The organism is Pseudomonas farsensis (assembly GCF_014268805.2).
In the GTDB taxonomy this organism is placed as follows: Bacteria; Pseudomonadota; Gammaproteobacteria; order Pseudomonadales; family Pseudomonadaceae; genus Aquipseudomonas; species Aquipseudomonas farsensis.
The window spans coordinates 1111730-1136809 of record NZ_JABWRF020000001.1; the positions used below are offsets into that span (position 1 = coordinate 1111730).

Sequence of the window (25080 nt, forward strand, 5' to 3'; positions counted from 1 at the left end):
ATGCGTCTCAAGTGCATTCGCCTGGCCGGGTTCAAGTCGTTCGTCGACCCCACCACGGTCAATTTCCCCAGCAACATGGCCGCCGTGGTGGGCCCCAACGGCTGTGGCAAATCCAACATCATCGACGCGGTGCGCTGGGTGATGGGCGAGAGCTCGGCAAAGAACTTGCGCGGCGAGTCGATGACCGACGTCATCTTCAATGGCTCTACCAGCCGTAAGCCGGTGAGCCAGGCCAGCATCGAGCTGGTGTTCGACAACAGCGATGCAACCTTGGTCGGTGAATACGCCGCCTACGCCGAGATTTCGATCCGCCGCAAGGTCACCCGCGATGCGCAGAACACCTACTACCTGAACGGCACCAAGTGTCGGCGCCGCGACATTACCGACATCTTCCTCGGCACCGGCCTTGGCCCGCGCAGCTACTCGATCATCGAGCAGGGCATGATCAGCAAGCTGATCGAGGCCAAGCCCGAAGAACTGCGCAACTTCATCGAAGAGGCGGCTGGCATCTCCAAGTACAAGGAGCGCCGCCGCGAAACCGAAAGCCGCATCCGCCGCACCCAGGAAAACCTCGCGCGCCTGACCGACCTGCGCGAAGAGCTTGAACGCCAGCTCGAGCGCCTGCATCGCCAGGCCCAGGCGGCCGAGAAGTACCGCGAATACAAAGCCCATGAGCGCCAACTCAAGGCGCGCCTGTCTGCCTTGCGCTGGCGCGACCTGGACGCCCGCGTGCGCCAGCGCGAAACGGTCATTGGCGACCAGGAGGTTGCCTTCGAGGCGCTGGTGGCCGAGCAGCGCAACGCCGACGCCAGCATCGAGCGCTTGCGTGACGGCCACCATGAACTGTCCGAGCGCTTTAACCAGGTGCAGGGCCGCTTCTATTCGGTAGCCGGTGACATCGCCCGGGTCGAGCAGAGCATTCAGCACGGCCAGCAGCGCCTGCGCCAGTTGCAGGACGACCTCAAGGAAGCCGAACGCACGCGCCTTGAAACCGAGTCGCACCTGGGCCACGACCGCACCTTGCTGGCAACCCTCGGCGAAGAGCTGGCCATGCTCGAACCCGAGCAGGAAATGTCCCTGGCCGCCGCCGAAGAAGCCGCCGCCACCCTTGAAGAAGCCGAGCAGGGCATGCACGGCTGGCAGGAGCAGTGGGACGCGTTCAACACCCGCTCCGCCGAGCCGCGCCGCCAGGCCGAAGTCCAGCAGGCGCGCCTGGCGCAGCTCGAATCCGGCCTTGAGCGCCTGGCCGAGCGCCAGCGCAAGTTGGCCGAGGAGCGTGAGCAACTGGGCGCCGACCCGCACGATGCGCAGATGGAGGAGCTGGCCGAGCAATTGGCCGCCACCGAGCTGTCGCTGGATGACCTGCAGGTGCAGGAGCAGCAGGTGGTCGAGCAGCTCGAAACGGCGCGTGAGCAGTTGCAGCAGGCCTCCCAGGCGCAACAACAACAGCAGGGCGAGCTGCAACGGATGGGTGGGCGCCTTGCCTCGCTCGAAGCCTTGCAGCAGGCGGCGCTTGAGCCTGGCGCCGGGGCTGCCGACTGGCTGCGCGGGCAAGGCCTCGCTCAGCGCCCAAGGCTGGCCGAAGGGCTGCGGGTACAGGCGGGTTGGGAGCTGGCGGTCGAAACCGTGCTGGGCGCCGACCTGCAAGCCGTGCTGGTCGATGCGCTGGAGCCGTTGGACTTTGCCGCGCTGGAGCAAGGCGAACTGCGCCTGTTGCTGGGCTCTGGTGAAGGGCCGCGCATCGCCGGCAGCCTGCTCGACAAGGTTGAAGGCCCGAGCGACCTGTCGCCGTGGCTGGGATTGGTAAAACCGGTCGAAAGCCTGGAGCAGGCGCTGGCCTTGCGCGCGACGCTGGGCGCGGGCGAGAGCCTGATCAGCCGTGACGGCTACTGGGTCGGTCGGCACTTTCTGCGGGTCAGCCGCGGCGCCGAGGCCGAAGGCGGCGTGCTCGCCCGTGGCCAGGAAATCGAGCGCCTGGCCGCCCAGCAGGGTGAGCAGCAAGCCCAACTCGACCAGCTTGATGAGCAGTTGCAGGGTTTGCGCGAGCAGCAGTTGGGCCTGGAGCAACAGCGCGAACAGCTGCGCCGCCGCAGCCAGGACGAGAACCGCCAGCACGGCGAACTGAAGGCGCGCTTGTCGGCCGCCAGTGCCCGCGCCGAACAGCTCGATCTGCGCCGCCGCCGATTGCAGGAAGAGCTGCACGAACTCGAAGAGCAACGCGCCATCGAGCACGAACAGCTCGGTGAGTCGCGCCTGCTGCTGCAGGATGCCCTGGACCTGATGGCCCAGGACACAGAGCAGCGCGAGCAATTGATGGCGCGCCGCGACACCCTGCGCGAAGGCCTCGACCGCATCCGCCAGGAGAGCCGCCAGCACAAGGATCACGCTCATCAGTTGGCCGTGCGCCTGGGCTCGCTGCGCGCCCAGCACGACTCCACGCGCCAGGCGCTGGAGCGCCTTGAACAGCAGGCGGCGCGCCTCAACGAGCGCCAGGAACAACTGCACCTGAACCTCGAAGAGGGCGAGGCGCCGCTTGAAGAGCTGCGCCTGAAACTTGAAGAATTACTTGAGCGGCGCATGGGCGTCGATGAAGAAATGCGCCAGGCGCGCTTGCACATGGATGAAGCCGACCGCGAACTGCGTGACGCTGAGCGCCGTCGCACCCAGGCTGAGCAACAGGCGCAAATGCTGCGCGGCCAGCTGGAGCAGCAGCGTCTGGAGTCCCAAGGCCTGGACGTACGCCGTAACACTTTGCAGGAACAATTGCTGGCAGACGGCTACGATCTTCAGGGGGTGCTGGCAACGCTTGAGGCCGAGGCCAGCGAGCAGGGCACCGAACAGGAACTGGAGCAGGTCGAGGCGCGTATTCAGCGCCTGGGCGCAATCAACCTGGCGGCCATCGAAGAGTATGAGCAGCAGTCCGAACGCAAGCGTTACCTGGATGCGCAGAACGCCGATCTGGTTGAGGCGCTCGATACCCTCGAGAATGTGATTCGCAAGATCGACAAAGAAACCCGCAACCGCTTCAAAGATACCTTTGATCAGATAAATGCCGGATTACAGGCACTTTTCCCAAAAGTTTTCGGTGGTGGCAGCGCGTATCTGGAACTGACGGGCGAAGATCTACTCGATACAGGGGTGACGATTATGGCGCGCCCGCCGGGCAAGAAGAACAGCACGATCCATTTGCTGTCCGGCGGCGAAAAAGCACTGACTGCCTTGGCACTGGTGTTTGCCATCTTCAAATTGAACCCGGCGCCGTTCTGCATGCTCGACGAAGTCGATGCACCGCTGGACGACGCCAACGTCGGGCGCTATGCGCGCCTGGTAAAGGAAATGAGCGAGACCGTGCAGTTCATCTACATCACCCACAACAAGATCGCCATGGAAATGGCCGACCAGTTGATGGGGGTGACCATGCACGAGCCGGGGTGTTCGCGCCTCGTTGCAGTTGATGTTGAGGCCGCCATGGCCATGGTCGACGGTTAAAACACGCGAACCTGCCGCTATTTACCCCTGGCAGGAGCGACAGACGGTGTAAAGTTGCCTTTGGTCGTGCTAGCTTTACGTCACTTGTTTTTGCGTGGGTAAAACGCCTGTCAGAACATAGAGTTGGCGCCACGTGTTAAAGGCCTTTGAAGCCTTTGTTTTCAAGCATAATTTTTTATAGAGGCACGGGATTACATGGAAATCGGTCTGCGCGAGTGGCTGATCGTCATCGGCATCATTGTCATCGCCGGTATTCTTTTCGACGGCTGGCGTCGCATGCGCGGCGGCAAGGGCAAGTTGAAATTCCGTCTGGATCGCAGCTATGCCAACGTTTCCGACGACGAGGGTGGCGCCGAGGTGCTCGGGCCGCCCCGTGTGCTGGATACGCATAAAGAGCCTGAGCTCGACGAAACCGACTTGCCGTCGATGAGCGCCCCTGCGCGCGAACGCGAGCGCGAAGCCAAGCCAGTCAAACCGCCCAAGCGCAGCAAACGCGGTAACAGCGACCAGCACCAGGGTGACCTGAAGCTGTCTGCCGAGCCGCGTGAAGCTGACCTGTTCGCCGAAAGTGATGAAGAGCTGGCTGCCGACACCGGCCGTAACAGCGATTTCAACACCTCGGGCAACAGCAACACGCAAAAAGAGCTGCCGCCTGCCGAAGAAGTGCTGGTGATCAGCGTTATTTCCCGCGACGAAAGCGGCTTCAAAGGCCCGGCGCTGCTGCAGAACATCCTCGAAAGCGGCCTGCGCTTCGGCGACATGGATATCTTCCACCGCCACGAAAGCATGGCTGGCCACGGTGAAGTGCTGTTCTCGATGGCCAATGCGGTCAAGCCCGGGGTGTTCGACCTGGACGATATCGACCATTTCAGCACCCGCGCCGTGAGCTTCTTCCTCGGTTTGCCAGGCCCGCGTCACCCCAAGCAGGCCTTCGACGTGATGGTCGCCGCCGCCCGCAAGCTCGCCCACGAGCTCAACGGTGAGCTCAAGGACGACCAGCGCAGCGTGCTGACCGCGCAAACCATCGAGCACTACCGCCAGCGCATCGTCGAATTCGAACGCCGTGCCTTGACCCAGAAGCGCTAAAGGCCCATCGGGGCAAGTGCTGTTGAAGACTGGGGCCGCTTAGCGGCCCTAGTCGTTTGTGTGACCCGGATGCTGGCCTTCAGGCTGCTCTATCTGCTTTGCAAGAGATGACAAATGACCGCCGAAACCCGAATTCACCAGCTGCGCGCCGAGCTCGACCAGCACAACTACCGCTACTATGTGCTCGACGAGCCTAGTGTGCCTGACGCCGAATACGACCGGCTGTTCAACGAGCTGAAGGCCCTCGAAGCCGAAAACCCGCACCTGGTCACCCCCGACTCGCCGACCCAGCGCGTCGGGGGGGCGGCGCTGTCGGCGTTCAGTCAGGTGCGCCATGAAGTGCCGATGCTCAGCCTCGGCAACGCCTTCGAAGAAGACGACCTGCGCGATTTCGACCGCCGTGTGCTGGAAGGCCTGGATTTGCCAACCGGTGATTTGTTCGGCGCTGGCGGGGCGGTGGATTACAGCTGTGAGCCCAAGCTCGACGGCCTGGCTGTCAGTCTGCTGTACCGCGACGGCCTACTGGTGCAAGGCGCGACCCGTGGCGACGGCACCACCGGCGAGGACATCAGCAGCAACGTGCGCACCGTGCGCAACATCCCGCTGAAGCTGCAGGGCGAGGGCTGGCCGGCCGTGCTTGAGGTGCGCGGTGAGGTGTACATGAGCAAGGCCGGCTTCGACCGGCTCAACGCCGCGCAAGCCGAAGCCGGTGGCAAGACGTTCGCCAACCCGCGCAATGCTGCCGCCGGCAGCCTGCGCCAGCTCGATTCGAAAATCACCGCCAGCCGCCCGCTGGAGTTCTGCTGCTATGGCGTGGGGCAGGTTTCCGAGGCCTTCGGCGACAGCCACATTGGCATTCTCGAAAAGCTCAAGGCCTGGGGCCTGCCGATCAGCCGCGAGCTGCGCCACGCAGCCGGCATCGAACAGTGCCTGGAGTACTACCGCGACATCGGCGCCCGGCGTAACGAGCTGCCGTACGAGATCGACGGCGTGGTATTCAAGGTCAATAGCCTGGCCTCACAGCGCGAGCTGGGCTTTCGCGCCCGCGAGCCACGCTGGGCCATTGCGCACAAGTTCCCGGCCATGGAAGAGCTCACCGAGGTGCTCGACGTGGAATTCCAGGTCGGCCGTACCGGTGCGGTAACCCCGGTGGCGCGCTTGCAGCCGGTCAAGGTTGCCGGCGTGACGGTGTCCAACGCGACCCTGCACAACATGGACGAAATCGCCCGCCTGGGCCTGCGCATTGGTGACACGGTGATCATCCGCCGCGCCGGTGACGTGATCCCGCAGGTGATGCAAGTGGTTACCGAGCGCCGCCCCGAACATGCGCGCCCGGTCGAGGTGCCAAGCGCGTGCCCGGTGTGTGGCTCGCAGGTTGAGCGCACCCAGTTGGTCAAACGCAGCAAAGGCAAGGCCACTACCAGCGAAGGCGCGGTGTACCGCTGCGTTGGCCGCTTGAGCTGCGCTGCGCAGCTCAAGCAGGCGATCATTCATTACGTGTCGCGCCGCGCCATGGATATCGACGGGCTGGGCGAGAAAAGCGTCGAGCAGTTGGTCGATGAAGGGCTGATCCGCTCGCCTGCCGACCTGTACAAGCTGCAGTTCGAGCAAATCGTCGACCTTGAAGGTTTTGCCGAAGTCTCCAGTAACAAGCTGCTGGCCGCCATCGAAGCCAGCAAGCGCCCAAGCCTTGCACGTTTCATCTATGCCCTGGGCATTCCCGACGTGGGCGAGGAGACCGCCAAGGTGCTGGCGCGCTCGCTGGGCAGCCTGGCGCGGGTGCAGGTGGCGCTGCCGCAGGTGCTGACTTACCTGCCGGACATCGGCCTGGAAGTTGCCTTCGAGATTCACAACTTCTTTGAAGATGCACACAACCGCGAGGTTATCCGGGCGTTGCTCGATAGCGGCATGCAGTTGCAGGACGAAGGCGAGTTGGCCGCAGAGTTTGCGGCCAGCACCACGCTGGCCGATATGCTGGCCAAGCTCGATATCCCCTCGGTGGGCCCGACCGGCGCACAGAAGCTGGTGGATAAGCTCGGCACCCTGGACAAGATCATCGCCGCTGACGGCATCGACCTGCGCCAGGCCCTGAATACCAAGCAGGCAGAAGGTGTGCGCGAGTTCTTCAAGGTTGAGGCTAACCAGCAACTGGCGCGTGCGATCGAGGCGCAGTTGCTTGAGTTCGGCATGCACTGGTCGTGCGAGAAGAAGGCTGCTGAAGGGCTGCCACTGGCTGGCCAGACCTGGGTGTTGACCGGTAGCCTGGAGCGCATGAGCCGCGATGTGGCCAAGGAGAAGCTTGAGGGCCTGGGGGCGAAGGTAGCGGGCTCTGTATCCAGTAAAACCCACTACGTGGTCGCAGGCCCTGGTGCGGGCTCCAAGTTGGCTAAGGCCAATGAGCTTGGGGTGAAGGTGCTGGATGAGGAACAGTTTGTCGAGTTTATGGCGGGGCAGGGTATTAGCCTCTGAGGGGTGGTCTTTCGAGGTGGGCGATGGCTGCCATATGTTCGCCGACAGTCCTTCAATGCCTATGAGATCGAGCGCCGCGCGGGCGGCGCTCGATCTCACAGGCGCTGAACCCCTCCCGGCGAACCCCTCTCAGCCCCCACACAACCCCCGACACCTCAATCCCTCACCACAAGTCATTGAGAAATGATGCTTTTTTCTTGATCAGAGGTTGTAACTTCGCTGTGGAGCGGTACAATGGCGCGGCTCGTTACCTGACGAGCTGCGTTATGGTGGCCCCATCGGTCCCCCCGCATTGATTACCCGTTTACCTGGTCAGGCCCGGAAGGGAGCAGCCAAGGCGGGGACATTGAGTGCCGGGGTGTGGCTGGTGGGGCCGCCTCCATTTCAGGCCCAGCAAAATCCCCGCAATACCCTTCCCGCACCACCTCCCTCGCTTCACCCATACCGCACCCAGCACAGCAAATGCCAGCTCCATCGCACCTCGCCAATCCGCCTCTGGACAACTCAAAAGCGCCTTGCTAGTTTGCCCTCCGCCACATGTTTCAGAATATGACTGTGGCAGTTAGATGATATTAATGTGATATCACTTCGCTCACTGACAAGGATGTACTGCAATGAAAAGCCTGCAAGGTTTGCCCAGTCTTATCACGGCTTCGGTAGGGTCTCCAGGCAAGGCGCGCAACTTGCCCGCCGATGTTCAATGCATTCAGTACCTGTTCAACTTGATCATTCCACGGCCCGGCCTGCCTTTGCCTGAAGATGGCCGCTGCGACCCGCAGTTGGTGAAGTGCATCAGCCAATACCAGTTCCGGCAGCTCAAATATGCGCACCCCGACGGCGTGGTCGACCCCGGTGGGCGCACGTTCAACAGCCTGATCGAAGAGGCCATTCGCGTGCCGGTCAAGCAGCACCCGACGCTGCGCCTGCCGACCTTCTTCAACGCCTTCAACAACAAAGGCCCGGACATGGTTCAGGCCACGGTCAACAACTACCTGGCGCGGGCGCGGGCGGTCATCGAGGCCGAGCGGCGCAACCGCCAGATGGTGCTGCAGTCTACCTGTGACGGCGGCATGACCCTGACCGACGCCGATTACCAGTACGCCGCCACCCAGCTGGGCAATGGTATTTCGGCCAACCTGATCAAGGCTTTCGCCCAGGTTGAGTCGGGCGGTAAATCCGGCTTCGGGCCGGCGCGCCTGCCGATGATTGCCTTCGAAGGGCACTGGTTCCAGCGCTATACCAAGCACAAGTACGACGTGACTCATCCGTTGCTGTCGTACAAGTACAAGAAGAAAGCCGGCCCACAGTGGCAGATCAACAACAAGGACCAGGACAAAGCCTGGGAAACTATGGCCACTGCCTTTGCCCTGGACCAGCAAGCGGCGTTGCAGTCGGCGTCCTGGGGTATGTTCCAGGTTATGGGTTTCAACTATGCCAATTGCGGTTACAAGAACGTCTTCGAGTTCGTCGCAGCACTGAAACTCAATGCCAGCGAGCAGTTGAAAGCCTTCCTCAACTATTGCAAGAAGAACCCAGGCTTTATCACGGCGGCCAAGAACAAGGACTATGCCGGGATGGCCAGCAGTTACAACGGCGATGACTACGGCAACTACGACGTGCTCATCAAGCAGGCCTACGAAGCACTGGAAAGGAAGCGATAACATGGCAACAACCATTCGTGCAGCAGGGTTTGCGTTTGCGGCGTTGGTGCAGGCCTTCGCGGCCCCGTCGTTTGCGGCCAATTTAGAGGCGGGGCGCTACGATGCGCTGATGCTGGCGGTCACGCCGGACCACCAGGTCGAAGGCTACTACCTCGAAGAACTGGGCGAGGGCGTCAGCCGGCGCTGCACCTTTTATCTGCAAGGCCAGGTCACCGATGGCAAGCCTGCGCCGATCACTACCTGGCGCAAGCAGGCGTTTGCCGGCACCCTCGCGGCATCTGACTACGGCGTAGTGCTGACGGTGGCGCAGGGGCGTGATCACCCAGGCTGCATGAGTGTGATGGCGCCGCAGATCACCAGCGGCCTTGAGCTTGGGCGGATTGAAAGCAAACCGTGGATTGGCCTGGTCAGCGTGTCTGCCGACAAGGCTTACTTGCAGAAGAGTGCAGGCGCCAAGGCGACCAAGCGCCCGTACATCGTCAAAAATGACGTGGTCGGGGTGCTGGCCTACAAGGATGGCTGGGCGCGGGTCGAGTACGTCAACGCTGATGACCGCTCGTTCACCGGCTGGATTCGCCAGGACCAGTACAGCCGCCTGACCCCGCCCAAGCACTGACGCTTTTGGTTGTGTAGGAGCGTCCGCTCCTACATCGACCGCACCCAGACGCGATGGTGATGCCAGGTGCGGGCTTTGTGGGAGATCACCCAGCCCTTCCGGGCTGCGCTGTCGCGCAGAGAACTGGGCACCGTGGGAGCGGGCTTGCCCCGCGATGGCCTTCAACCCGCATTCGTACACCACGCGCCGCCACTGCCTGCACCTTCCCGGGGTTTTATTTCCAGCACAATCGCCGCTGGCGCCTTATCATGCACCTCCGTGCGTTCGGCCAGGAGACAGCGATCGTGGAACACGTCGACGACCTTACCCGTCAAAAAATCCGTGAGTGGCAAATGCGCCGCCTGGAAATCAAGGACCAGATGGCCAACCACCCCGAGCAGGTGCTGGCCCTGTCCCGCGTGCTCGACCAGATGGAAGAAGAACACGAACGGATTCTTGCCCAGGCAACGCCGCAGCCTGCGGCCCTGCCCGCTGCAGCGGCGTTCGAGTTGCAGTTGAGCGTGTCGGCCGCCAGCCGGCGCGACCTGCGCAAACTGCTGGAACTGGCCCTGCACGAACTCGACGGGGCGCTGGACGCACCCCAGGCCCATGCCAGCCACCCCGGTGGCATGGCCGGCTCGCTCGGCGCCTATCGCTTCGAGCTGACCGTGGGCGATGTGCCCGCCAACGCTCATTAACCCCCTGTATTTCGAGCGCCCATGCAGCCTGAACACTTCGACTTTGCCCGCCCGGTGTACCTGCCCATCACCCCCGAACTGTGCCAAGGGTTGCTGCAGGCAGAAGGCGCGCCGCCGCTCGAAACCCTGAGCCAGGCACAGTTGGCAGCGCTGCTGGTGATCCAGAGCCTTGCCCAGAGCCAAGGCCCGGTGGACGCACGGGGTGCAGAGAAGGTGCTCGGCAAGCTGCTGGCCTGGGCCATCGATGGGCCGCATTCGCCGGATGTGGGGCTGTTGTCCGAAGCGCGGCGGCTGTTCGATGCGCGCAAGTTGTACTTTGGCCTTGAGGTGATCAAGGGCTCCAAGCTGCGCCTGCTGGATGCCGAAGCGCTGGAGGCGGGCGATTACCTGCTGCCCGACGGCAAGTGGGACTTCGATTACCGCATTCGCCGCCAGCAAGGCGGCAGCCCTTTCAGCCAGCAGGTGACCACAGGTTTTGACAAGGAACGCTGGCTCACCGTCGAGCAGGACAAACTGCTCAAGGTGATCCGCGCCGACCTGGATGAAGACATCCATGTGCAGGGCTATGCCGGTATCGGCAAAAGCTACCTGCTCGGCGCATTGATGGATTGCTTGCCGCGCGGGCGGGTGCTGGCGCTGGCACGCACCCCGGCCAAGCTCGGCGCATTGCGCCAACGCATGGGCCTGGACCCGCAGGCCAAGGTCGGCATGACCTTCGGCCAGTTCGCTGCGGCCTTGCTGAAAAATGCCCGCCCGGCCAATACCCGGGCGCCGCAGCCCGGTAAGCGCCGGGTAGCCGAAGAACTGGGCATCCATGGCGTGCTGCAGTACGACGCCGAGCACGCGCTGGATATCTGCCTTGAAGTGCTGCAAAGCTACTGCCTGAGCCGCGACTACAGTTTGTCCAGCCAGCACCTGCCATTCTTTCGCAAGGCCCTGAGCGCGGTGGATGCACAGGCGCTGCTCGAATATGCCAGCCGGCTGTGGCGCTACCTTGAAAGCAACCCAGCGTGGGCCTCGCAGACCGGTTTCGAGGCGCTGCTGCTGATCAAGCGCGCCAGCCTTGGCGGTTGCAGCGTACCCGGCCGTTACAGCCATGTGATCATCGATGAAAGCCAGGACGTCCCGGCGCCGCTGCTGCAGATCATCGAGCGCGGCCGCCAGGTGCTGATCACCCTGGGCGACGAATACCAGAAAGCCACCGGCGAGGTGGTGCGGCGCGGGCGCCAGGTGCGGCACAAGGACATGGCTTTCGCGGTACGCTCGGGGCCGCAGGTCGAGCGCCTGATCAACCCGCTGATCGGCATGCATTCGCGTAAGTCCAAGGTGCCATTCGAGGCCGCGCGCAGCGTGGATGTGGGCATCGAGCATTACCCCGAGGGTTTTGTGCCGCCCGAAGGCTGCGTGGTGCTCAGCGCCTCGCGCTGGGACACCATGCGCTGGGCGATGGAGCTGGCCGGGCGCAACTGCTTGCTGACGTTCCCCGACTGGCCCGACATGCGGCGTTTCATGGCCAGCGCTGTGGGGCTGTTCCGCGCAGCCTTCCATGGTGGCGGGCAAGATGGCGCCGATATCCATCCGTACTTTGCCCACCTGCCCGACTGGCAGCAGGTGCGTGATGCCGAGCGTTTCGATGAATCGTTCCTGTGGGTCGAGGCGCGGCTGCAAACCGGCTTCAAGATGGCCGACCTCACCGGCCTGGATGCGCGGGTCAGTGCGCAGCCCGCAAGCCTGCTGCTGATGATGGCGCAAGACGCCGGTGGCCTTGAATTCAACCAGGTGCTGCTCACGCCCGAACTGATGAGTACCCAGCCGTTTCGCGATGCCTACGCGTTCGATGAGCGCATTTGCGCGGTGTACATCGCGCTGTCACGGGCGCGCCGGCAGCTGTATCTGCCGTACGATGTGCAGGAATGGATCGATTATCACAAGGGCCAGAAATTCCGCGAACTGCACGGCTACTGATCGGCCTGCGCAGCGCGGCAACGGTGCATAATCCTCCCTTAATGGCTGTGTTGTGCAATGCCGGCTTGCCCACCCGAGGAGACCACCCCATGCACGTTCTGCTCTGCGAGGATGACGACCTGATCGCCAGCGGCATTTGTGCAGGGCTTGGCGCCCAGGGCCTGACCGTCGACCGCGTGGCCAGCGCCTCGCAGGCCCGGCAGATGCTGCAGACCGCGCAGTTCGACGTGATGATCCTCGACCTTGGCCTGCCGGATGAAGACGGCCTGAAGCTGCTGCGCCGCCTGCGCCAGCAGGGCGAAACCTTGCCGGTGCTGGTGCTCACCGCCCGCGATGCGATCACCGACCGTGTCGACGGCCTGCAAGCCGGCGCCGATGACTACCTGCTCAAGCCCTTCGACCTGCGTGAACTGGCCGCACGCCTGCACACCTTGCTGCGCCGGGCCGCTGGCCGGGCCGTCAACCTTGTCGAGCACGGCGCGCTGGTGTACGACCCCAGCAGTTGCGCGGCAACGCTGGCCGGACAACCGGTCGACCTGTCGCGCCGCGAACAGGCGCTGTTGCAGGCATTGCTGCAGAACCCTGGCCGGGTGCTGTCCAGCGACCAGCTCAAGGACTGTGTCTATGGCTTTAGCGATGAGGTCGAAAGCAACGCCCTGAACGTGCATATCCACCACCTGCGGCGCAAGCTCGGCAATGGCATCGTCGAGACGGTGCGCGGGCTGGGTTACCGCCTGGGGCCGGCACAGGCGCCAGAGGGGCCGACGTCATGAGCTTGCGGGTACGTCTTTCGCTGATTCTGGGCAGCGCATTCATCGTCATCTGGGCGTTGGCGGCGGCGTGGATGCTGCGCGACCTGCGCCAGCAGATGATGTTCTCCCTCGACCAGCGGCTAGTGGCGTCGGCGCGCATGGTGGCGGGGTTGATCGACCAATTGCCGCAACCGTTGGCGGCCAAGGGCGAGGACGCACACTTTGCTGCCGACCAGCTCAGCGTGCCGGACGGCATGGCCTGTCAGGTCAGCTCGTTGCGTGGTGAAATCCTGGCCAGCAACCACAAGCACGACGGCGCCATGGACGATCAGCGCAGCGGTTTCCGCGACCAGACCATCGACGGCGCCTCGTGGCGCACCTTCACCTACAGCCATGGCGATGTACGTATTACCACCGCCGACCGGCATATGGAACGCGAGGCGCTGAACCAGTCGATTCTGCTGGCAGCCTCTGCGCCGGTATTGATGGCGCTGCTCGGTAGTTTGGGGCTGTTGTGGATCGGCCTGGGCAAAGGCCTGGCGCCGTTGAACCGCATGCGCGATGCCCTGCGCAAGCGCCGCGCCGACAGTGTCGAGCCGTTGCAGGTGGGGCGCCTGCCCAGCGAGCTGCAGCCGTTGCTCGATACCCAGAACCAGCTGTTTCTGCGGATTGCCCAGACCATCGAGCGCGAGCGCCGGCTGACCGACGATGCGGCGCACGAACTGCGCAGCCCGCTGACCGCGATCAAGACCCACCTGCAGGTGGCGCGAATGACCGATGGCGCCGTGCGAGAGCAGGCCCTGGAGCATGCCGAGCAGGGTACTGATCGTATGCACCGCACCCTGGAACAACTGCTGATGCTGGCCCGCGTCGAAGGCAGCCTGTCGTTCGATGACGGCGTGCAATGCAGTGCCGAGCAGGTGGCGTTGCAGGCCATCGAGGATGCTGGTGGCGGCGACAACCGGCGCATTCTGCTGCACCTGCCGGATGAGGCGGCCAAGGTGTACCTCGGCATGCCCGCGCCGCTGGCGGTGGCGGCCTTGCGCAACCTGCTGGACAACGCCTTGCGCCATGGCGGCGATGCGGCGGTCGAGCTGGATGTGCAGGCGGCGGACGGGCAGGTGGACTTTGTCGTGCGTGACCATGGGCCCGGCATTCCCCAGGCCGACCTTGCGCACCTGACCGAGCGGTTCTGGCGCAATAGCCAGAGCGGTGGCTGCGGCCTGGGGCTGGCGATTGTCCAGGCCATCGTCCAGCGCTGCGCCGGGAGCTTGCGTTTCGACAGCCAGGCCGATGGCTTGCGTGTGAGCCTGCAGGTGCCAGCGCGCGTGGCCGCTTCAGGGCTCTGAGCAGGCCTGTTCCGGCCACATCGCAGGCTGTCGCCAGCTCCCACAGGGATCCGGGCCAGACTCGGATATTGCGGCGATGCGTGGTCTTTGTGGGAGATTCTATGGTTTGGTACAAGCCTGTTCCCGCCAGATATATCTCCTTGTGGCGAGCGGGCTTGCCCCGCGTTGGGCTGCGCAGCAGGCCCTTGGGTTTTCAGGGCTGCTGCGCAGCCCAACGCGGGACAAGCCCGCTCGCCACAACTGTCTACCATTTCCCACAGGGTTGGGTCCAACCAGCAAGGTTGCGGTTGAACATGGCCTCTGTGGGAGCTGGCGACAGCCTGCGATGAGGCCTCAGCGGGCTTGCACCGGGTTCACACCAAACAAATCCTCCCCATGCGCTAAATCCGCAGCTCGCCCAAGCGTTTTCCAAGCACTAACAACCCGACACACATCCAGTTACAGGAGGCGTGACGGGTACATTCGCTTGCTTGCGAGGGTACGTACGATGTCGACCGCTTCCAGCCTTGCCCGGGCCCTGCCGGCCAATGAGCCCCAGGCCCTTTACGAGTTTGCCAACTCGCCCTTGCTGCTGCGCCAGCAGCAACAAGAGTCCAACGCGCGCAGCTACCCACGGCGCATCCCGCTGGCCCTCAAACGCGCCCGTGGCATCTACGTGGAAGACGTCGAAGGCCGCCAGTTCATCGACTGCCTGGCAGGTGCTGGCACGTTGGCCCTGGGGCACAACCACCCGGTTGTGGTCGAGGCCATCCAGCGCGTGCTGGCTGACGAACTGCCGCTGCATACCCTCGACCTGACCACGCCGGTGAAGGACCAGTTCGTTCAGGACTTGTTCGGCATTCTGCCTGAGGCCCTGCGCCGCGAAGCAAAGATCCAGTTCTGCGGGCCGACCGGCACCGATGCGGTGGAAGCGGCGCTGAAACTGGTGCGCACCGCAACTGGGCGCAGCACCGTGCTGGCGTTCCAGGGCGGTTACCACGGCATGACCCAGGGCGCCTTGAGCCTGATGGGCAGCCTGGGCCCGAAAAAACCGCTGGGCGCGCTGCTGAGCAGCGGCGTGCAGTTCATGCCGTACCCCTACGACTACCGATGCCCGTTCGGCCTGGGTGGCGAGGTCGGTGTGCGCGCCAACCTGCATTACCTGGAGAACCTGCTTAACGACCCCGAAGCCGGCGTGGCCTTGCCTGCGGCAGTGATCGTAGAGGTGGTGCAGGGTGAGGGCGGCGTGATCCCGGCTGACGTCGAGTGGCTGCGTGGCCTGCGCCGTATTACCGAGCAGGCAGGTGTTGCACTGATCGTTGATGAAATCCAGAGCGGCTTTGCCCGCACCGGCAAGATGTTCGCCTTCGAGCACGCCGGCATCCTGCCGGATGTGGTGACACTGTCCAAGGCCATTGGCGGTAGCCTGCCGCTGGCGGTGATGGTCTATCGCGATTGGCTGGACCAATGGTCGCCGGGTGCCCATGCCGGTACGTTCCGGGGTAACCAGATGGCCATGGCGGCGGGCTCGGCGGTCATCAATTATCTGGTAGAGCACCGTCTGTGCGAGCACGCCGAAGCCATGGGTCAACGGCTGCGTGGGCATTTGCTGCGTCTGCAGCAGGATTACCCGCAGTTGGGCGATATTCGTGGACGCGGCTTGATGCTGGGTGTGGAACTGGTGGACCCGACGGGCGAGCGCGATACTCTGGGCCACCCGCCGGCGTGCCGCACCCTGGCGCCAAAGGTGCAGCGTGAGTGCCTGCGCCGTGGCTTGATTCTGGAGTTGGGTGGGCGCCATGGCGCGGTGGTGCGCTTCCTGCCGCCGCTGATCATCAGCGCCGAGCAGATCGACGACGTCGCCGGGCGTTTTGCCGAGGCGCTGCGCGCGGCGATCGGCTAAGCCCCCACCCTGTAGGAGCGGCCCCCGCTAATCCAGCGTGCGCCCCGCCCGCCAATAGCCCATCAACGTCAGGCTTTCCCGCGCCAGCCCACGCTCCCTGATCAGATACCGACGAATGTCCATCACGGTGCCGGACTCCCCGGCAACCCAGGCGTAAAACTCGCCCTGCGCATCGCTGGCCAGTTCCCACACAATGCGCTGGTCGATGTCGATGTCTTCAAGCTCCGTTGGCCTTGCCACCTGCACGCCTGGAAGGCCGGCCAGTTCGTGCACCGCATGGTGCATGCCCTGGCCATGCTCGCACCGCAGCACGTCGCGGGGCAGCCAGTGCAGCCGCGTCGCCGGGCTGTGGCGCAGCGCCAGGCAGTCGCTTTCAAACGGCACCTCGATAAACGCCTCGACCGCAAGCTCAGGGGCGTCATCGGCCAGTTGCTCAAGAATGCCGGCAATCGCCGGCAGCGCGGTTTCGTCGCCCAACAGCAAGATGCGCCGGGCACTGCGCGGCGGTTTCCATTCATAGCCCCCGGGGTCGGCGCTGTAGGCCAGGTTGGGCGCGACCATCTGCAGGCGATCACCCACCTGCGCGCGCGTGGCCCATGCCGAGGCAGGGCCGTTGATGCCGTGCAGCACGAAGTCCACCTCCACCTCCAGCGCCTCTCGGCGCAGGGCGCGGATGGTGTAGGTGCGCATCGGCGGGGTGTGCTGCGGCGCAAGGTCGCGGCGCGCGTGTTGCCATTCGCCGGTCTTGGGCAGGGCCGGGGGCGCGCCTGCCGGGGTTGGGAAGAACAGTTTGACGCGCTGGTCCGGGGCCAGGGTTTTCATGTGCGCCACATCGCTGCCGGTGAAAACGAAGCGACACATCGACGTGCTCAGGCGTTCGATGGTTTTAACGTCAATATCGAAGACGCGGTAGGCGGTGGCCTTGCTCGGGCGGATCAGCCGGGAAAGCAGGGAGGTCATGGTTCTACCTCTGTTGAAGGGGGATACCTGACAGACGAGTGCTGCACCGGCTGAATTACCCAAGCGCGGCCTGGCGCTAAATTTCCCGCCTCAGCCTACGTCCTAGCTTGGATAGAAGCCGCGTCACGCGGAGACGGATTGAGGCGCAATGACAATTTCTCGACGAGGATTCATCGCAGGCCTGGCAGTGGCTGGCGCCACCGGTACGGCGGCCTACTACGCCCACAAGCAACTGACCCACGACCCCGAGGACGATATCGTCACGCCCGGGGAGGCCAGCGTGGACCTTGCCGACTACAACGGCCAGGTGCTGGCCGACTTGTTGCGCGGGGTGTGGGACATCCGCTTCGAGGGCGCAGATGCAGGCCTTGAAGGGCTGGGGCAGCAGGGCATCGAGATGTTCCTCGACGTCGCCACCAAAGGCCGCGGCTTGCGCGGCTTTGTCGATAGCGGTGCCAGCCTGCGCGGCGCTGACCAGCCTGCGTATCGGGTATTGGGCGACCTGGTGGGGGCCAGCACTGCCGAGGTGCGCTGGCGCCTGGTCGGCCGCAACGGCGGCCCTGGCTACGAGTGTGTGGCTAGCCTCGATGAGGTCTGGGGCGAGTTTTCCAACGCCGGCAGCGGCAGCTTGAGCGTGCGCCTGTACCGCCTGGACCGGCCGCTTACGCTTGCGCTGCAGGACAACCGCATGGTCGCGGTCAAGCGCCCGTTCCCCGAGGCCCGCGAGCGCCTGCCCTACACGCCGCTGATGCAAGCCTGGGTGATCGGCGCCGAGCACCGGTTGTTCCACCAGCTCTGGCATGCCACCCGCGACCAATGGCACAAACTGGCCAAACCCAAGCAGGACGCGCTGCGTGGCCTGGGCTGGCAGCCTGGCCCGCGTGACCGTGAGCGTGACGCCCGGGGGCCGCGCAAGCATCGCAATGGCTCGGGCATCGATTTCCTGTTCATGCACCGGCACATGCTGATGCATGCCCGCACCCTGCAGGACCTGCCGTCCTGGCAGCGCTTCCCATTGCCACAGCCCAGCGTCGAGGTCGACCGCGCAGGCTTTGCCCGCTTTTACGACAACCACGACGGCTGCTGCGTGCCGCCTGCCTGGCAGGCGCCGGGCGATGAGGCGTATGGGCAGTGGGTAGGCGCGATCAAGGCCGGCGAGACGTTCTGCAGTAATTTCCAGGTGTGGGAATCGCAGTACCAGGACCCGCACTACCTGGCCAAGCTGTCGCTGGGGGAGTTGGGGTCGGAGCTTGAGATGAACCTGCACGACTGGCTGCACATGTGCTGGGCCTCGGTGCCCCGTGACCCCAGCAGTGGTGCCCCAGTGCCCTTTGCGCGAGACCCTGCGGACTTTGCCGCGCGCTGGTTCGAGCGTGAGAACGACTTCCTTGGCGACCCGTTTTCATCCCATGTGCACCCGGTGTTCTGGGGCTTCCATGGCTGGATCGATGACCGCATCGACGACTGGTTCCGCGCCCATGAGCGCTATCACCCAGGCCAAGTGCGGCGCCATGAGGCCAACGGTGTGCCGTGGTTTGCACCGGGGCGTTGGGTGGAAGTCGATGACCCGTGGCTGGGGCCTGATACCCATGGTTGCAGCACCCAGCCGGGGACGCGGCCTGGCAAGTCGGTGGAGATGGATGTCGAGGTGATGAAGCTGGCCTTGCGTATCACCTTTGGCGAAGACGACAAGATCGGCGATCTTGTGCGCAAGGTCCCGCAGCGGCCCTGGTATGCGCGGCATCTGTCGATGAAGAATATCAGTGCTTGAGTGGCGGTGGGTTGGGTGAATTGGGGCCGCTTTGCGGCCCATCACGGCGGTCGGTATTCCGGGCAATCCCGCCAATGCCGAGTCTTGGGGCTCAGCTTTGTGCAAGCTTGATCCGGCCTCATCGCAGGCTGTCGCCAGCTCTCATAGAGGTCATGCTCAACCGCAACATTGCTGGTTGGACCCAATCCTGTGGGGAATCATAGATAGTTGTGGCGAGCGGGCTTGTCCCGCGTTGGGCTGCGCAGCAGCCCTGAAAACAAGGGCTGCTGCGCAGCCCAACGCGGGACAAGCCCGCTCGCCACAAGCAGATATGTCTGGCGAGAACAGGCTTGTACAAAAACCATAGAATCTCCCACCGGATCTGGGCAAGGTCTCAATTCTGCGACTGTCCGCGATCTCTGTGGGAGCTGGCGACAGCCTGCGATGAGGCCGGCACAGGTTTGCGCAGAACCGTGGATGCCCAACCACCGCGACAGGCTACATTGCCCCAGCCTGCCACCCGCCGCCCAACGCCTTGTACAACGCCACGCTGCCTTGCAGGCGCGCCAGGCGCAATTGCGCTTGCTCATCCTCGGCCAGGTACAGCGTGCGCTGGGTTTCCAGGACGCTTAGCAGCGTCTCGGCACCGGCCCGATAGCGTTGCTCGGCCAGGTCGAAGGCGATGCGCGCCTGGGCGACTTCTTCGTCTTGCCATTGGCGCTGGCGTTCCACCCCGCTGATCGCGTTCAGGGCTTTTTCTACATCGGCAAAACCATTGACGATACTGGCGCGGTAATCCTCCAGCAGTTCCTGCTGCTCGGCACTTGCCAGCTCGCGCTCGGCGCGCAGGCGGCCGTTGTTGAAGATCGGCGCGGTAAGGCCTGCGGTCAGGGTGTAATAGGGGCTGTCGAGCACATTGGCTAGCGTGCGCGCACCGCTGCCCAGGTTGGCGCCGAGCACCAGGCGCGGCAGCATCGCTGCGCGGGCCACCTGCACGTTGGCACTGGCTGCCGCCAGCCGCGCCTCGGCTGCGGCGATGTCCGGGCGCCGGCCGAGCAGCTCGCTGGGCACGCCACTGCCAATGCCGGGCCAGCGCAGGGTGTTGATCGACTGCTGGGTTGCAGGCAACTGTTGCACCGGGTCACCGAGCAAGGTCGCGAGGGTAACGCGGTTGTCCTGCACGCGCTGCGCAAGCAGCGGCAACTGGCGCTGCTGGGCGGCCACCAGGCTGCGCTGCTGCGCAAGCTCAAGGCGTGTTGCAGAGCCTGCGCGCTCGCGCGCCTCGACCACGCCCAGCACGTCTTGGGCGTTTTCAAGGTTAAGCCGGGCGATGCGCAGTTGTTCGTCCAGCGCCAGGCCCTGCAGGTAACTTTCGGCAACGGCGCCAAGCAGGGTCAGCTCCACGGTCTGGCGGTCGAAGCGGCTGGCATCAAGGCTGCGTAACGCGCTGGCACGGGTGGCGCGCAGGCCGCCCCAGAAGTCGATTTCGTAGCTGGCAGCCAGTTGCATATCGAACGAGGTGCTGGTGCGCTCGCTGCTGCTTGCATCGAGCTGGTCGTTACCCTCGCCACGTAGCAGGCGCTGGCGGCTGCCATCCAGGCCCAGTTGCAGTTCAGGCAGCAGCGGCGCGCCGGCGATCACCGCGTTGGCCTGGGCCTGGCGCACCCGCGCCGTAGCGGCTGCGAGGTCGTGGCTGTTAAGCCGGGCACGCTCGATCAGGCGGTCAAGTTCGGGGCTGGCGAAGGCCTGCCACCACTGTGTATCTGGCAGCGCCTGGGTGGGCTGTGCCGGGCCTTGCCAGGCCTGCGGCGGGGTAATGTCGCTGGCGGGTGGCGCAGGGGTGCTGCACGCGGCCAGGCACAGGCTCAAGGTCAACAGGCTGATACGGCTTGGGATTGGCATGGATTATTCGCTGGTAAGGGCTTTGACCGGGTCGAGTCGGGCGGCTTTGCGCGCCGGCATGAAGCCGAACAGCACGCCGGTAATCACCGCGCAGGCGAAGGCGCCTGCGATGGCGGGCAGGGCAAAGGCCACGGCGATACCGGCCAGCAGCAAGGCGCCGCCGATACCCAAGGCCAGCACGATGCCGGTGACCCCGCCGACCATCGACAGCATCACCGCCTCGGTGAGGAACTGGCGCAGGATGTCGCGCTGGCGGGCGCCGGTGGCCATGCGGATACCGATCTCCCGGGTGCGCTCGCGCACGGTCATCAGCATGATGTTCATCACCCCGATACCGCCCACCAGCAGCGATATCGCCGCAATCGCACCCAGCATCAGCGACAGGCTGTTCTGCGTGCGCGCCTCGGCCTGGATCAGGGCGGCGTCGTTGGTCAGTTCGAAGTCGTGGCGGCCTTGATGGCGCTGGCGCAGCAGGCGGTCGATTGCCTGTTCGGTCTCGCCCACGCGGCTGGAGTCCTGGGCGGCGACGGCGATGTATTCAGGGTCGCGGCTGCCGAACAGGCGGATGGCCGCGGCGGAGTAGGGCACCGCGATGCGCTCGTCGCTGTCTTCGCTGCCAGAGCTTGCGCCTTTGCTGGCGAGGATGCCGATCACCTGGAACGGCACGTTGCCGATCAGCAGGTACTGCCCCAGCGGGTTGCTGTTCTCGCCGAACATCTTGCTGCGCACCTTCTGCCCGATGACCGCCACTGCCGCGCCGCTGGCTTCGTCGGCTTCGGTGTAGAAGCTGCCTTCGACCACCGGCCAGTTGAAGATCTGCGGGAACCAGGTGTTGTTGCCGCCGACATAGAATTCCTGGCTGTTGTTGCCTTGGCGCACCATCAGCTTGTCGCCGATGACAGGCATCGCGTGCAACACTTGCGGCAGCTCGGCGATGGCGGCGACATCGTCGAGGCTGACCACTCCGGCCGGTTCCCGGTCGGTGGCGTGCTTGCCGTTGAGGTAGAGGATGTTGGAGCCGAACGCGGCCATCTGCGCCATCACCTGGCGCTTGCTGCCTTCGCCCACGGCCAGCATGACCACCACCGAAGCAACGCCGATGACGATGCCGAGCAGGGTCAGGGCAGTGCGAAAGCGATTGATCCACATCACTCGCCAGGCCGCCTGCAGGGCTTCGAGCACTTCGCCTTTCCAGGCGCCCTTGAGTGTGGCTCCGCTGTCCAGGCGCTGGCGCAGGTCGTCGGCTTGCAGTTGTTCGCCGGGCGCGGTTCGCGCCTGTTCGCCAGCCGAGTCGCTGACGATCTGGCCATCGCGGATTTCGATGATGCGCTGCGCCCGGGCCGCGACTTCGCGGTCGTGGGTGATCAGGATGATCACGTGCCCTTGGCTGGCCAGTTCGTCGAGCAGCGCCATGACCTCGGTGCCGCTGTGGCTGTCCAAAGCGCCGGTAGGTTCGTCGGCAAGGATGATGTGGCCGCCGTTCATCAATGCACGGGCGATCGACACCCGTTGCTGCTGGCCACCGGAAAGCTGGTGCGGGCGGTTGCCGGTGCGGCTGGCCAGGCCCAGGCGTTCAAGCAGGGCGCGGGCGCGGGCGTGGCGTTCGGCGGGTGGGATGCCGGCATAGATCGCCGGCATTTCGACGTTTTCCTGGGCTGAACCCGAGGGGATCAGATGGTAGCCCTGGAACACGAAGCCAAACGCCTCGCGGCGCAGCCAGGCCAGTTCGTCGCTGCCAAGCTCGGCCACGTCACGGCCGGCGAAGCGGTAGCTGCCAGAACTTGGGCGGTCGAGGCAGCCGAGGATGTTCATCAGGGTCGACTTGCCCGAGCCCGAGGCGCCGACGATGGCCACGAACTCGCCGGGCTGGATGCTCAGGCTGATGCCGCGCAGCACTTCAACAGTGGGGGAGTCGACCCCGCCGTAGACCTTGCGGATGTCGCATAGCTCAATCAGTGGAGTGCTCATTTCAGCTCCCGCTGGCCGCGGGGGTGCCGATGACCAGCCGCTCGCCTTCACGCAGGCCGTCGAGAATCTGCACGCGCAGGCGGTCGCTCAGGCCCGTGCGCACCTGGCGCGGTTCGATCTTGCCGTCGCTGCCCAGCACCTGGGCCAAGCGCAGGCCGTCTTCGGCGGTGTCGTCCAGCGCCGCTAGCGGCACGCTGAGCACCTGGCTGGCCTGGCCTGCAACGAAGAACACCTGGGTGGTCATCTCCGCCATCAGTGCGCCATCAGGGTTTTCGACGTCCAGCAACACGGTGTACTGCACCACCTTGCTGCCGGTGGCACCGGCCGTCGCGCTGGCCGGGCTGCCGCCGCCCTGGCTGGATTGTTCCAAGGGTTGCGGCGGAATCGGCAGGATCTGCCGCACACTGCTGGCCCAGCGCCGTTTGCCGCCCGCGAGGGTGGTGAAGTAGGCGTTCATGCCAGGCTTGACCTTGCCGATGTCGGCTTCTGAAACCTGTGCCCAGACGGTCATCGGCGACAGTTTGGCGATGCGCAGGATCAACGGCGTCTGTTGCTGGGCGTTGAGGGTCTGGCCTTCGCGGGCATCGACTGCGACCACGGTGCCGCTCATGGGGGCATAAATGCGTGTGTAGCCAAGCTCGGCCTCGGCGCTGCGCAGGCTGGCCTGGGCCTGGAGAATCTGCGCCTGGTACATGTCGATGCGGGCCTTGGTCACTTTCAACTGCGCCTGGGCGGCCTGCAGGTCTTCCTGGCGGGTCGCGCCGGAGGCTGCCAGGTCGCGCTGGCGCTGGTGTTGCTGACTGGCCAGTTGGTACTGCGCGCGCTGCTCGGCAAGCTGGGCCTTGAGGTTTTCGATGGAGTAGCGCCCGGCGTCGAGGTTGGCCTGTTGCGTCGAGGGGTCGATTTCCACAAGCAACTGGCCTTCGCGTACCTGATCGCCCGCCTCGACGTGCAGTTTGCGGATCTGCCCCGAGGCCTGTGCGCCGACGTCCACATAGCGGCGCGGTTGCAGCGTGCCCAGTGCGGTAACGCTGCTTTCGATGTCGTGGCGCGTCACCGGCACTGTGCTCACCGGCGCCCCTCCAAGGGGCAGGGCTTTCCAGGCGAGCAGGCTGCCCAGGCCAAGCACGCCCAGGGCGGCGAACAGCAGGCGGCGACGGGGGTTGGATGTGCGAGTCATGCGGGCTTCCAGCCGGGAATAGTGGCCGAGCGCAGCCAGTGGCGATGCGCTCGGGGGCTCCAGATAAACGAAAGGGCGGCGTTACGATTTAGCAGGTTGGATGGTAAGGCTTAAGGTTGCTGAGAATCATTATAATTTGTAAGATCGCACGTTGATATCATTCAGATACGCTGCCGACCTTGGGCAGTGCTTGCGCAGGTAGGCGCCAGGTGCCGTCGTGGAACATTACTATCGCGAATTGGTGAGTTTTCTCTGCGCTCGCCTAGGCAACCGCCAGGCCGCCGAAGACGTCGCCCATGACGCTTACTTGCGCGTGCTCGAACGCACTGCTGGCGAGCAGATCGAGCACCCGCGCGCGTTTCTCTACCGCACTGCACTCAATCTGGTGGTCGACCGCCATCGGCGCCATCTGGTGCGTCAGGCTGAACCTCTGGAGGCGATCGAGAACGACGAGCGTTGGCAGACACCGGCGCTGTCGCAGGCAGTGCAGCATGATCAGCGTCTGGCCTTGATCCAGCAGGCATTGAACGAACTGCCTGCGACTTGCCGCGACTGCTTTGTGCTACGCAAACTTGATGGCTTGTCGCACCCGCAGATCGCCGAACGCCTTGGCATATCGCGCAGCCTGGTGGAGAAACACATCGTCAATGCCATGAAGCATTGCCGCCAGCGCATGCGCCAGTGGGAAGGCTGATTGCAGGGTGTTGCGCGGCCGGTGAAAATTTCCACTGATGGCAACTTGATTTCCCGGCATTTACCGACAACTATCAAACAAGACCGCCCGGGCTGCCTGCCTGCGGCTTGCCTGTACCGGCGCAGTAATGGTCATGGAGTCAATTTCCGCTTGCTGCCAAGGTCAGGACGATGCCGAACAAATCCCTGCGCATCCTTATCGCTGATGAGCACCCCGAACAAAGGCTGCAGCTGGAACGGCTGCTCAACGGCCTGGGGTACTTCCGAATTGCTCCGGTAGAGAGCTTCGATGAGTTGCAGCGTCTGGTGCACAGCGCCTTGCAACCGTTCAACCTGTTGCTGGGCAATATCGAGCTGGCAAGCCACGCCGGGGTCGACCTGGCGCGGTTCTGCCAGGTCAGCACGCAGATTCAGCACGCCTTGCTGTACCACTCGCGTCAACTGAGGGTTCCGGTTGTGCCGCCGGGCGAGCGCCAGGCGGTGAGCGTCAGCCTGCCGCGCGCACCGGACAACGAAGCGCTCGAGTCCTTCATGGCAATCATCGACCTGCCGGTAGTGGTGGGGCAGTTGGCGCTGCCAGACTCGCTCGTGGGCCGGGGAGGGCCGGCTATGCGCCCGCGCAACTTCGGCCACACGGTGTTCAGCCGCAGTTCATGAGGCGCAGCTTTTGCTATCCTCTTG

17 protein-coding genes and 1 other RNA gene are annotated in these 25080 nt (G+C 64.4%); 14 read left to right on the forward strand and 4 right to left on the reverse strand.

What is annotated here, in order from left to right; translation table 11 throughout:
• From smc to HU719_RS04960, 11 genes are all read left to right on the forward strand, one after another.
• On the forward strand, window positions 1-3489 hold the full coding sequence (gene smc / locus HU719_RS04910) for a chromosome segregation protein SMC (protein WP_186536127.1): 3489 nt from the start codon (window positions 1-3) through the stop codon (window positions 3487-3489).
• A 195-nt stretch (window positions 3490-3684) separates the two neighbouring features.
• The gene (gene zipA, locus HU719_RS04915; RefSeq protein WP_186522072.1) at window positions 3685-4575 is read left to right on the forward strand and encodes a cell division protein ZipA; all 891 of its coding nucleotides are present in this window, start codon (window positions 3685-3687) and stop codon (window positions 4573-4575) included.
• A 114-nt stretch (window positions 4576-4689) separates the two neighbouring features.
• Window positions 4690-7044, forward strand: a complete 2355-nt coding sequence (ligA, locus tag HU719_RS04920) for an NAD-dependent DNA ligase LigA (protein WP_186536119.1) — start codon at window positions 4690-4692, stop codon at window positions 7042-7044.
• 276 nt (window positions 7045-7320) lie between these two features.
• Window positions 7321-7417, forward strand: an RNA gene (gene ffs / locus HU719_RS04925) — signal recognition particle sRNA small type.
• A gap of 241 nt (window positions 7418-7658) precedes the next feature.
• Window positions 7659-8705, forward strand: a complete 1047-nt coding sequence (locus HU719_RS04930; protein ID WP_186522074.1) for an N-acetylmuramidase family protein — start codon at window positions 7659-7661, stop codon at window positions 8703-8705.
• A gap of 1 nt (window position 8706) precedes the next feature.
• Entirely contained in the window at window positions 8707-9321 is a 615-nt protein-coding gene (locus HU719_RS04935) for a hypothetical protein (RefSeq protein ID WP_186536118.1), read from the forward strand.
• Between the two features lie 284 nt (window positions 9322-9605).
• Window positions 9606-9998 (forward strand): hypothetical protein, encoded by a 393-nt coding sequence (locus tag HU719_RS04940; protein WP_186536117.1) that lies wholly within the window; start codon window positions 9606-9608, stop codon window positions 9996-9998.
• Between the two features lie 21 nt (window positions 9999-10019).
• A complete protein-coding gene (locus HU719_RS04945) occupies window positions 10020-11963 on the forward strand; it encodes a hypothetical protein (RefSeq protein WP_186536116.1) in 1944 nt (647 codons plus the stop codon).
• A gap of 89 nt (window positions 11964-12052) precedes the next feature.
• Window positions 12053-12736 (forward strand): response regulator, encoded by a 684-nt coding sequence (locus HU719_RS04950; RefSeq protein ID WP_186522081.1) that lies wholly within the window; start codon window positions 12053-12055, stop codon window positions 12734-12736.
• Window positions 12733-14064: an ATP-binding protein gene (locus tag HU719_RS04955; protein WP_186522082.1), complete on the forward strand. Its 1332-nt coding sequence runs from the start codon at window positions 12733-12735 to the stop codon at window positions 14062-14064. Before HU719_RS04950 ends, HU719_RS04955 begins: the two co-directional genes overlap by 4 nt.
• A 487-nt stretch (window positions 14065-14551) precedes the next feature.
• The gene (locus HU719_RS04960; RefSeq protein WP_186536115.1) at window positions 14552-15946 is read left to right on the forward strand and encodes an aspartate aminotransferase family protein; all 1395 of its coding nucleotides are present in this window, start codon (window positions 14552-14554) and stop codon (window positions 15944-15946) included.
• A gap of 27 nt (window positions 15947-15973) precedes the next feature.
• On the opposite strand, the gene HU719_RS04965 is transcribed toward HU719_RS04960, so the two are convergent.
• Entirely contained in the window at window positions 15974-16906 is a 933-nt protein-coding gene (locus HU719_RS04965; protein ID WP_186536114.1) for a siderophore-interacting protein, read from the reverse strand.
• Window positions 16907-17054: 148 nt separating this feature from the next.
• On the opposite strand from HU719_RS04965, the gene pvdP reads away from it, so the two are divergent.
• Entirely contained in the window at window positions 17055-18677 is a 1623-nt protein-coding gene (gene pvdP, locus HU719_RS04970) for a pyoverdine maturation tyrosinase PvdP (RefSeq protein WP_186520255.1), read from the forward strand.
• 477 nt (window positions 18678-19154) lie between these two features.
• On the opposite strand, the gene HU719_RS04975 is transcribed toward pvdP, so the two are convergent.
• From HU719_RS04975 to HU719_RS04985, 3 genes are read right to left on the reverse strand one after another with little or no spacing between them, the layout of a single operon-like run.
• Complete coding sequence (locus HU719_RS04975) at window positions 19155-20558, reverse strand: efflux transporter outer membrane subunit (protein ID WP_186520254.1); 1404 nt, start codon at window positions 20556-20558, stop codon at window positions 19155-19157.
• A gap of 3 nt (window positions 20559-20561) precedes the next feature.
• Window positions 20562-22526, reverse strand: a complete 1965-nt coding sequence (locus tag HU719_RS04980; RefSeq protein WP_186520253.1) for a MacB family efflux pump subunit — start codon at window positions 22524-22526, stop codon at window positions 20562-20564.
• 1 nt (window position 22527) lies between these two features.
• Window positions 22528-23706, reverse strand: coding sequence for an efflux RND transporter periplasmic adaptor subunit (locus tag HU719_RS04985; RefSeq protein ID WP_186534766.1), 1179 nt, complete (start codon window positions 23704-23706; stop codon window positions 22528-22530).
• A gap of 217 nt (window positions 23707-23923) precedes the next feature.
• Here HU719_RS04985 and HU719_RS04990 point away from each other — a divergent pair, with 217 nt between their 5' ends.
• Together HU719_RS04990 and HU719_RS04995 are read left to right on the forward strand one after the other, a co-directional pair.
• Window positions 23924-24400, forward strand: a complete 477-nt coding sequence (locus HU719_RS04990; protein WP_186534767.1) for a sigma-70 family RNA polymerase sigma factor — start codon at window positions 23924-23926, stop codon at window positions 24398-24400.
• Window positions 24401-24570: 170 nt separating this feature from the next.
• Window positions 24571-25056 carry a histidine kinase gene (locus HU719_RS04995; protein ID WP_186534768.1) on the forward strand — a complete coding sequence of 162 codons (486 nt, stop codon included), beginning with the start codon at window positions 24571-24573 and terminating at the stop codon, window positions 25054-25056.
• Window positions 25057-25080 lie beyond the last annotated feature (24 nt).

Coding starts and splice junctions, on each gene's coding strand:
- ligA (WP_186536119.1), top strand. CDS start 4,690: ATGACCGCCGAAACCCGAATTCACCAGCTGCGCGCCGAGCTCGACCAG.
- HU719_RS04930 (WP_186522074.1), top strand. CDS start 7,659: ATGAAAAGCCTGCAAGGTTTGCCCAGTCTTATCACGGCTTCGGTAGGG.
- HU719_RS04955 (WP_186522082.1), top strand. CDS start 12,733: ATGAGCTTGCGGGTACGTCTTTCGCTGATTCTGGGCAGCGCATTCATC.
- HU719_RS04975 (WP_186520254.1), bottom strand. CDS start 20,558: ATGCCAATCCCAAGCCGTATCAGCCTGTTGACCTTGAGCCTGTGCCTG.
- smc (WP_186536127.1), top strand. CDS start 1: ATGCGTCTCAAGTGCATTCGCCTGGCCGGGTTCAAGTCGTTCGTCGAC.
- zipA (WP_186522072.1), top strand. CDS start 3,685: ATGGAAATCGGTCTGCGCGAGTGGCTGATCGTCATCGGCATCATTGTC.
- pvdP (WP_186520255.1), top strand. CDS start 17,055: ATGACAATTTCTCGACGAGGATTCATCGCAGGCCTGGCAGTGGCTGGC.
- HU719_RS04950 (WP_186522081.1), top strand. CDS start 12,053: ATGCACGTTCTGCTCTGCGAGGATGACGACCTGATCGCCAGCGGCATT.
- HU719_RS04960 (WP_186536115.1), top strand. CDS start 14,552: ATGTCGACCGCTTCCAGCCTTGCCCGGGCCCTGCCGGCCAATGAGCCC.
- HU719_RS04995 (WP_186534768.1), top strand. CDS start 24,571: ATGCCGAACAAATCCCTGCGCATCCTTATCGCTGATGAGCACCCCGAA.
- HU719_RS04985 (WP_186534766.1), bottom strand. CDS start 23,706: ATGACTCGCACATCCAACCCCCGTCGCCGCCTGCTGTTCGCCGCCCTG.
- HU719_RS04965 (WP_186536114.1), bottom strand. CDS start 16,906: ATGACCTCCCTGCTTTCCCGGCTGATCCGCCCGAGCAAGGCCACCGCC.
- HU719_RS04935 (WP_186536118.1), top strand. CDS start 8,707: ATGGCAACAACCATTCGTGCAGCAGGGTTTGCGTTTGCGGCGTTGGTG.
- HU719_RS04945 (WP_186536116.1), top strand. CDS start 10,020: ATGCAGCCTGAACACTTCGACTTTGCCCGCCCGGTGTACCTGCCCATC.
- HU719_RS04980 (WP_186520253.1), bottom strand. CDS start 22,526: ATGAGCACTCCACTGATTGAGCTATGCGACATCCGCAAGGTCTACGGC.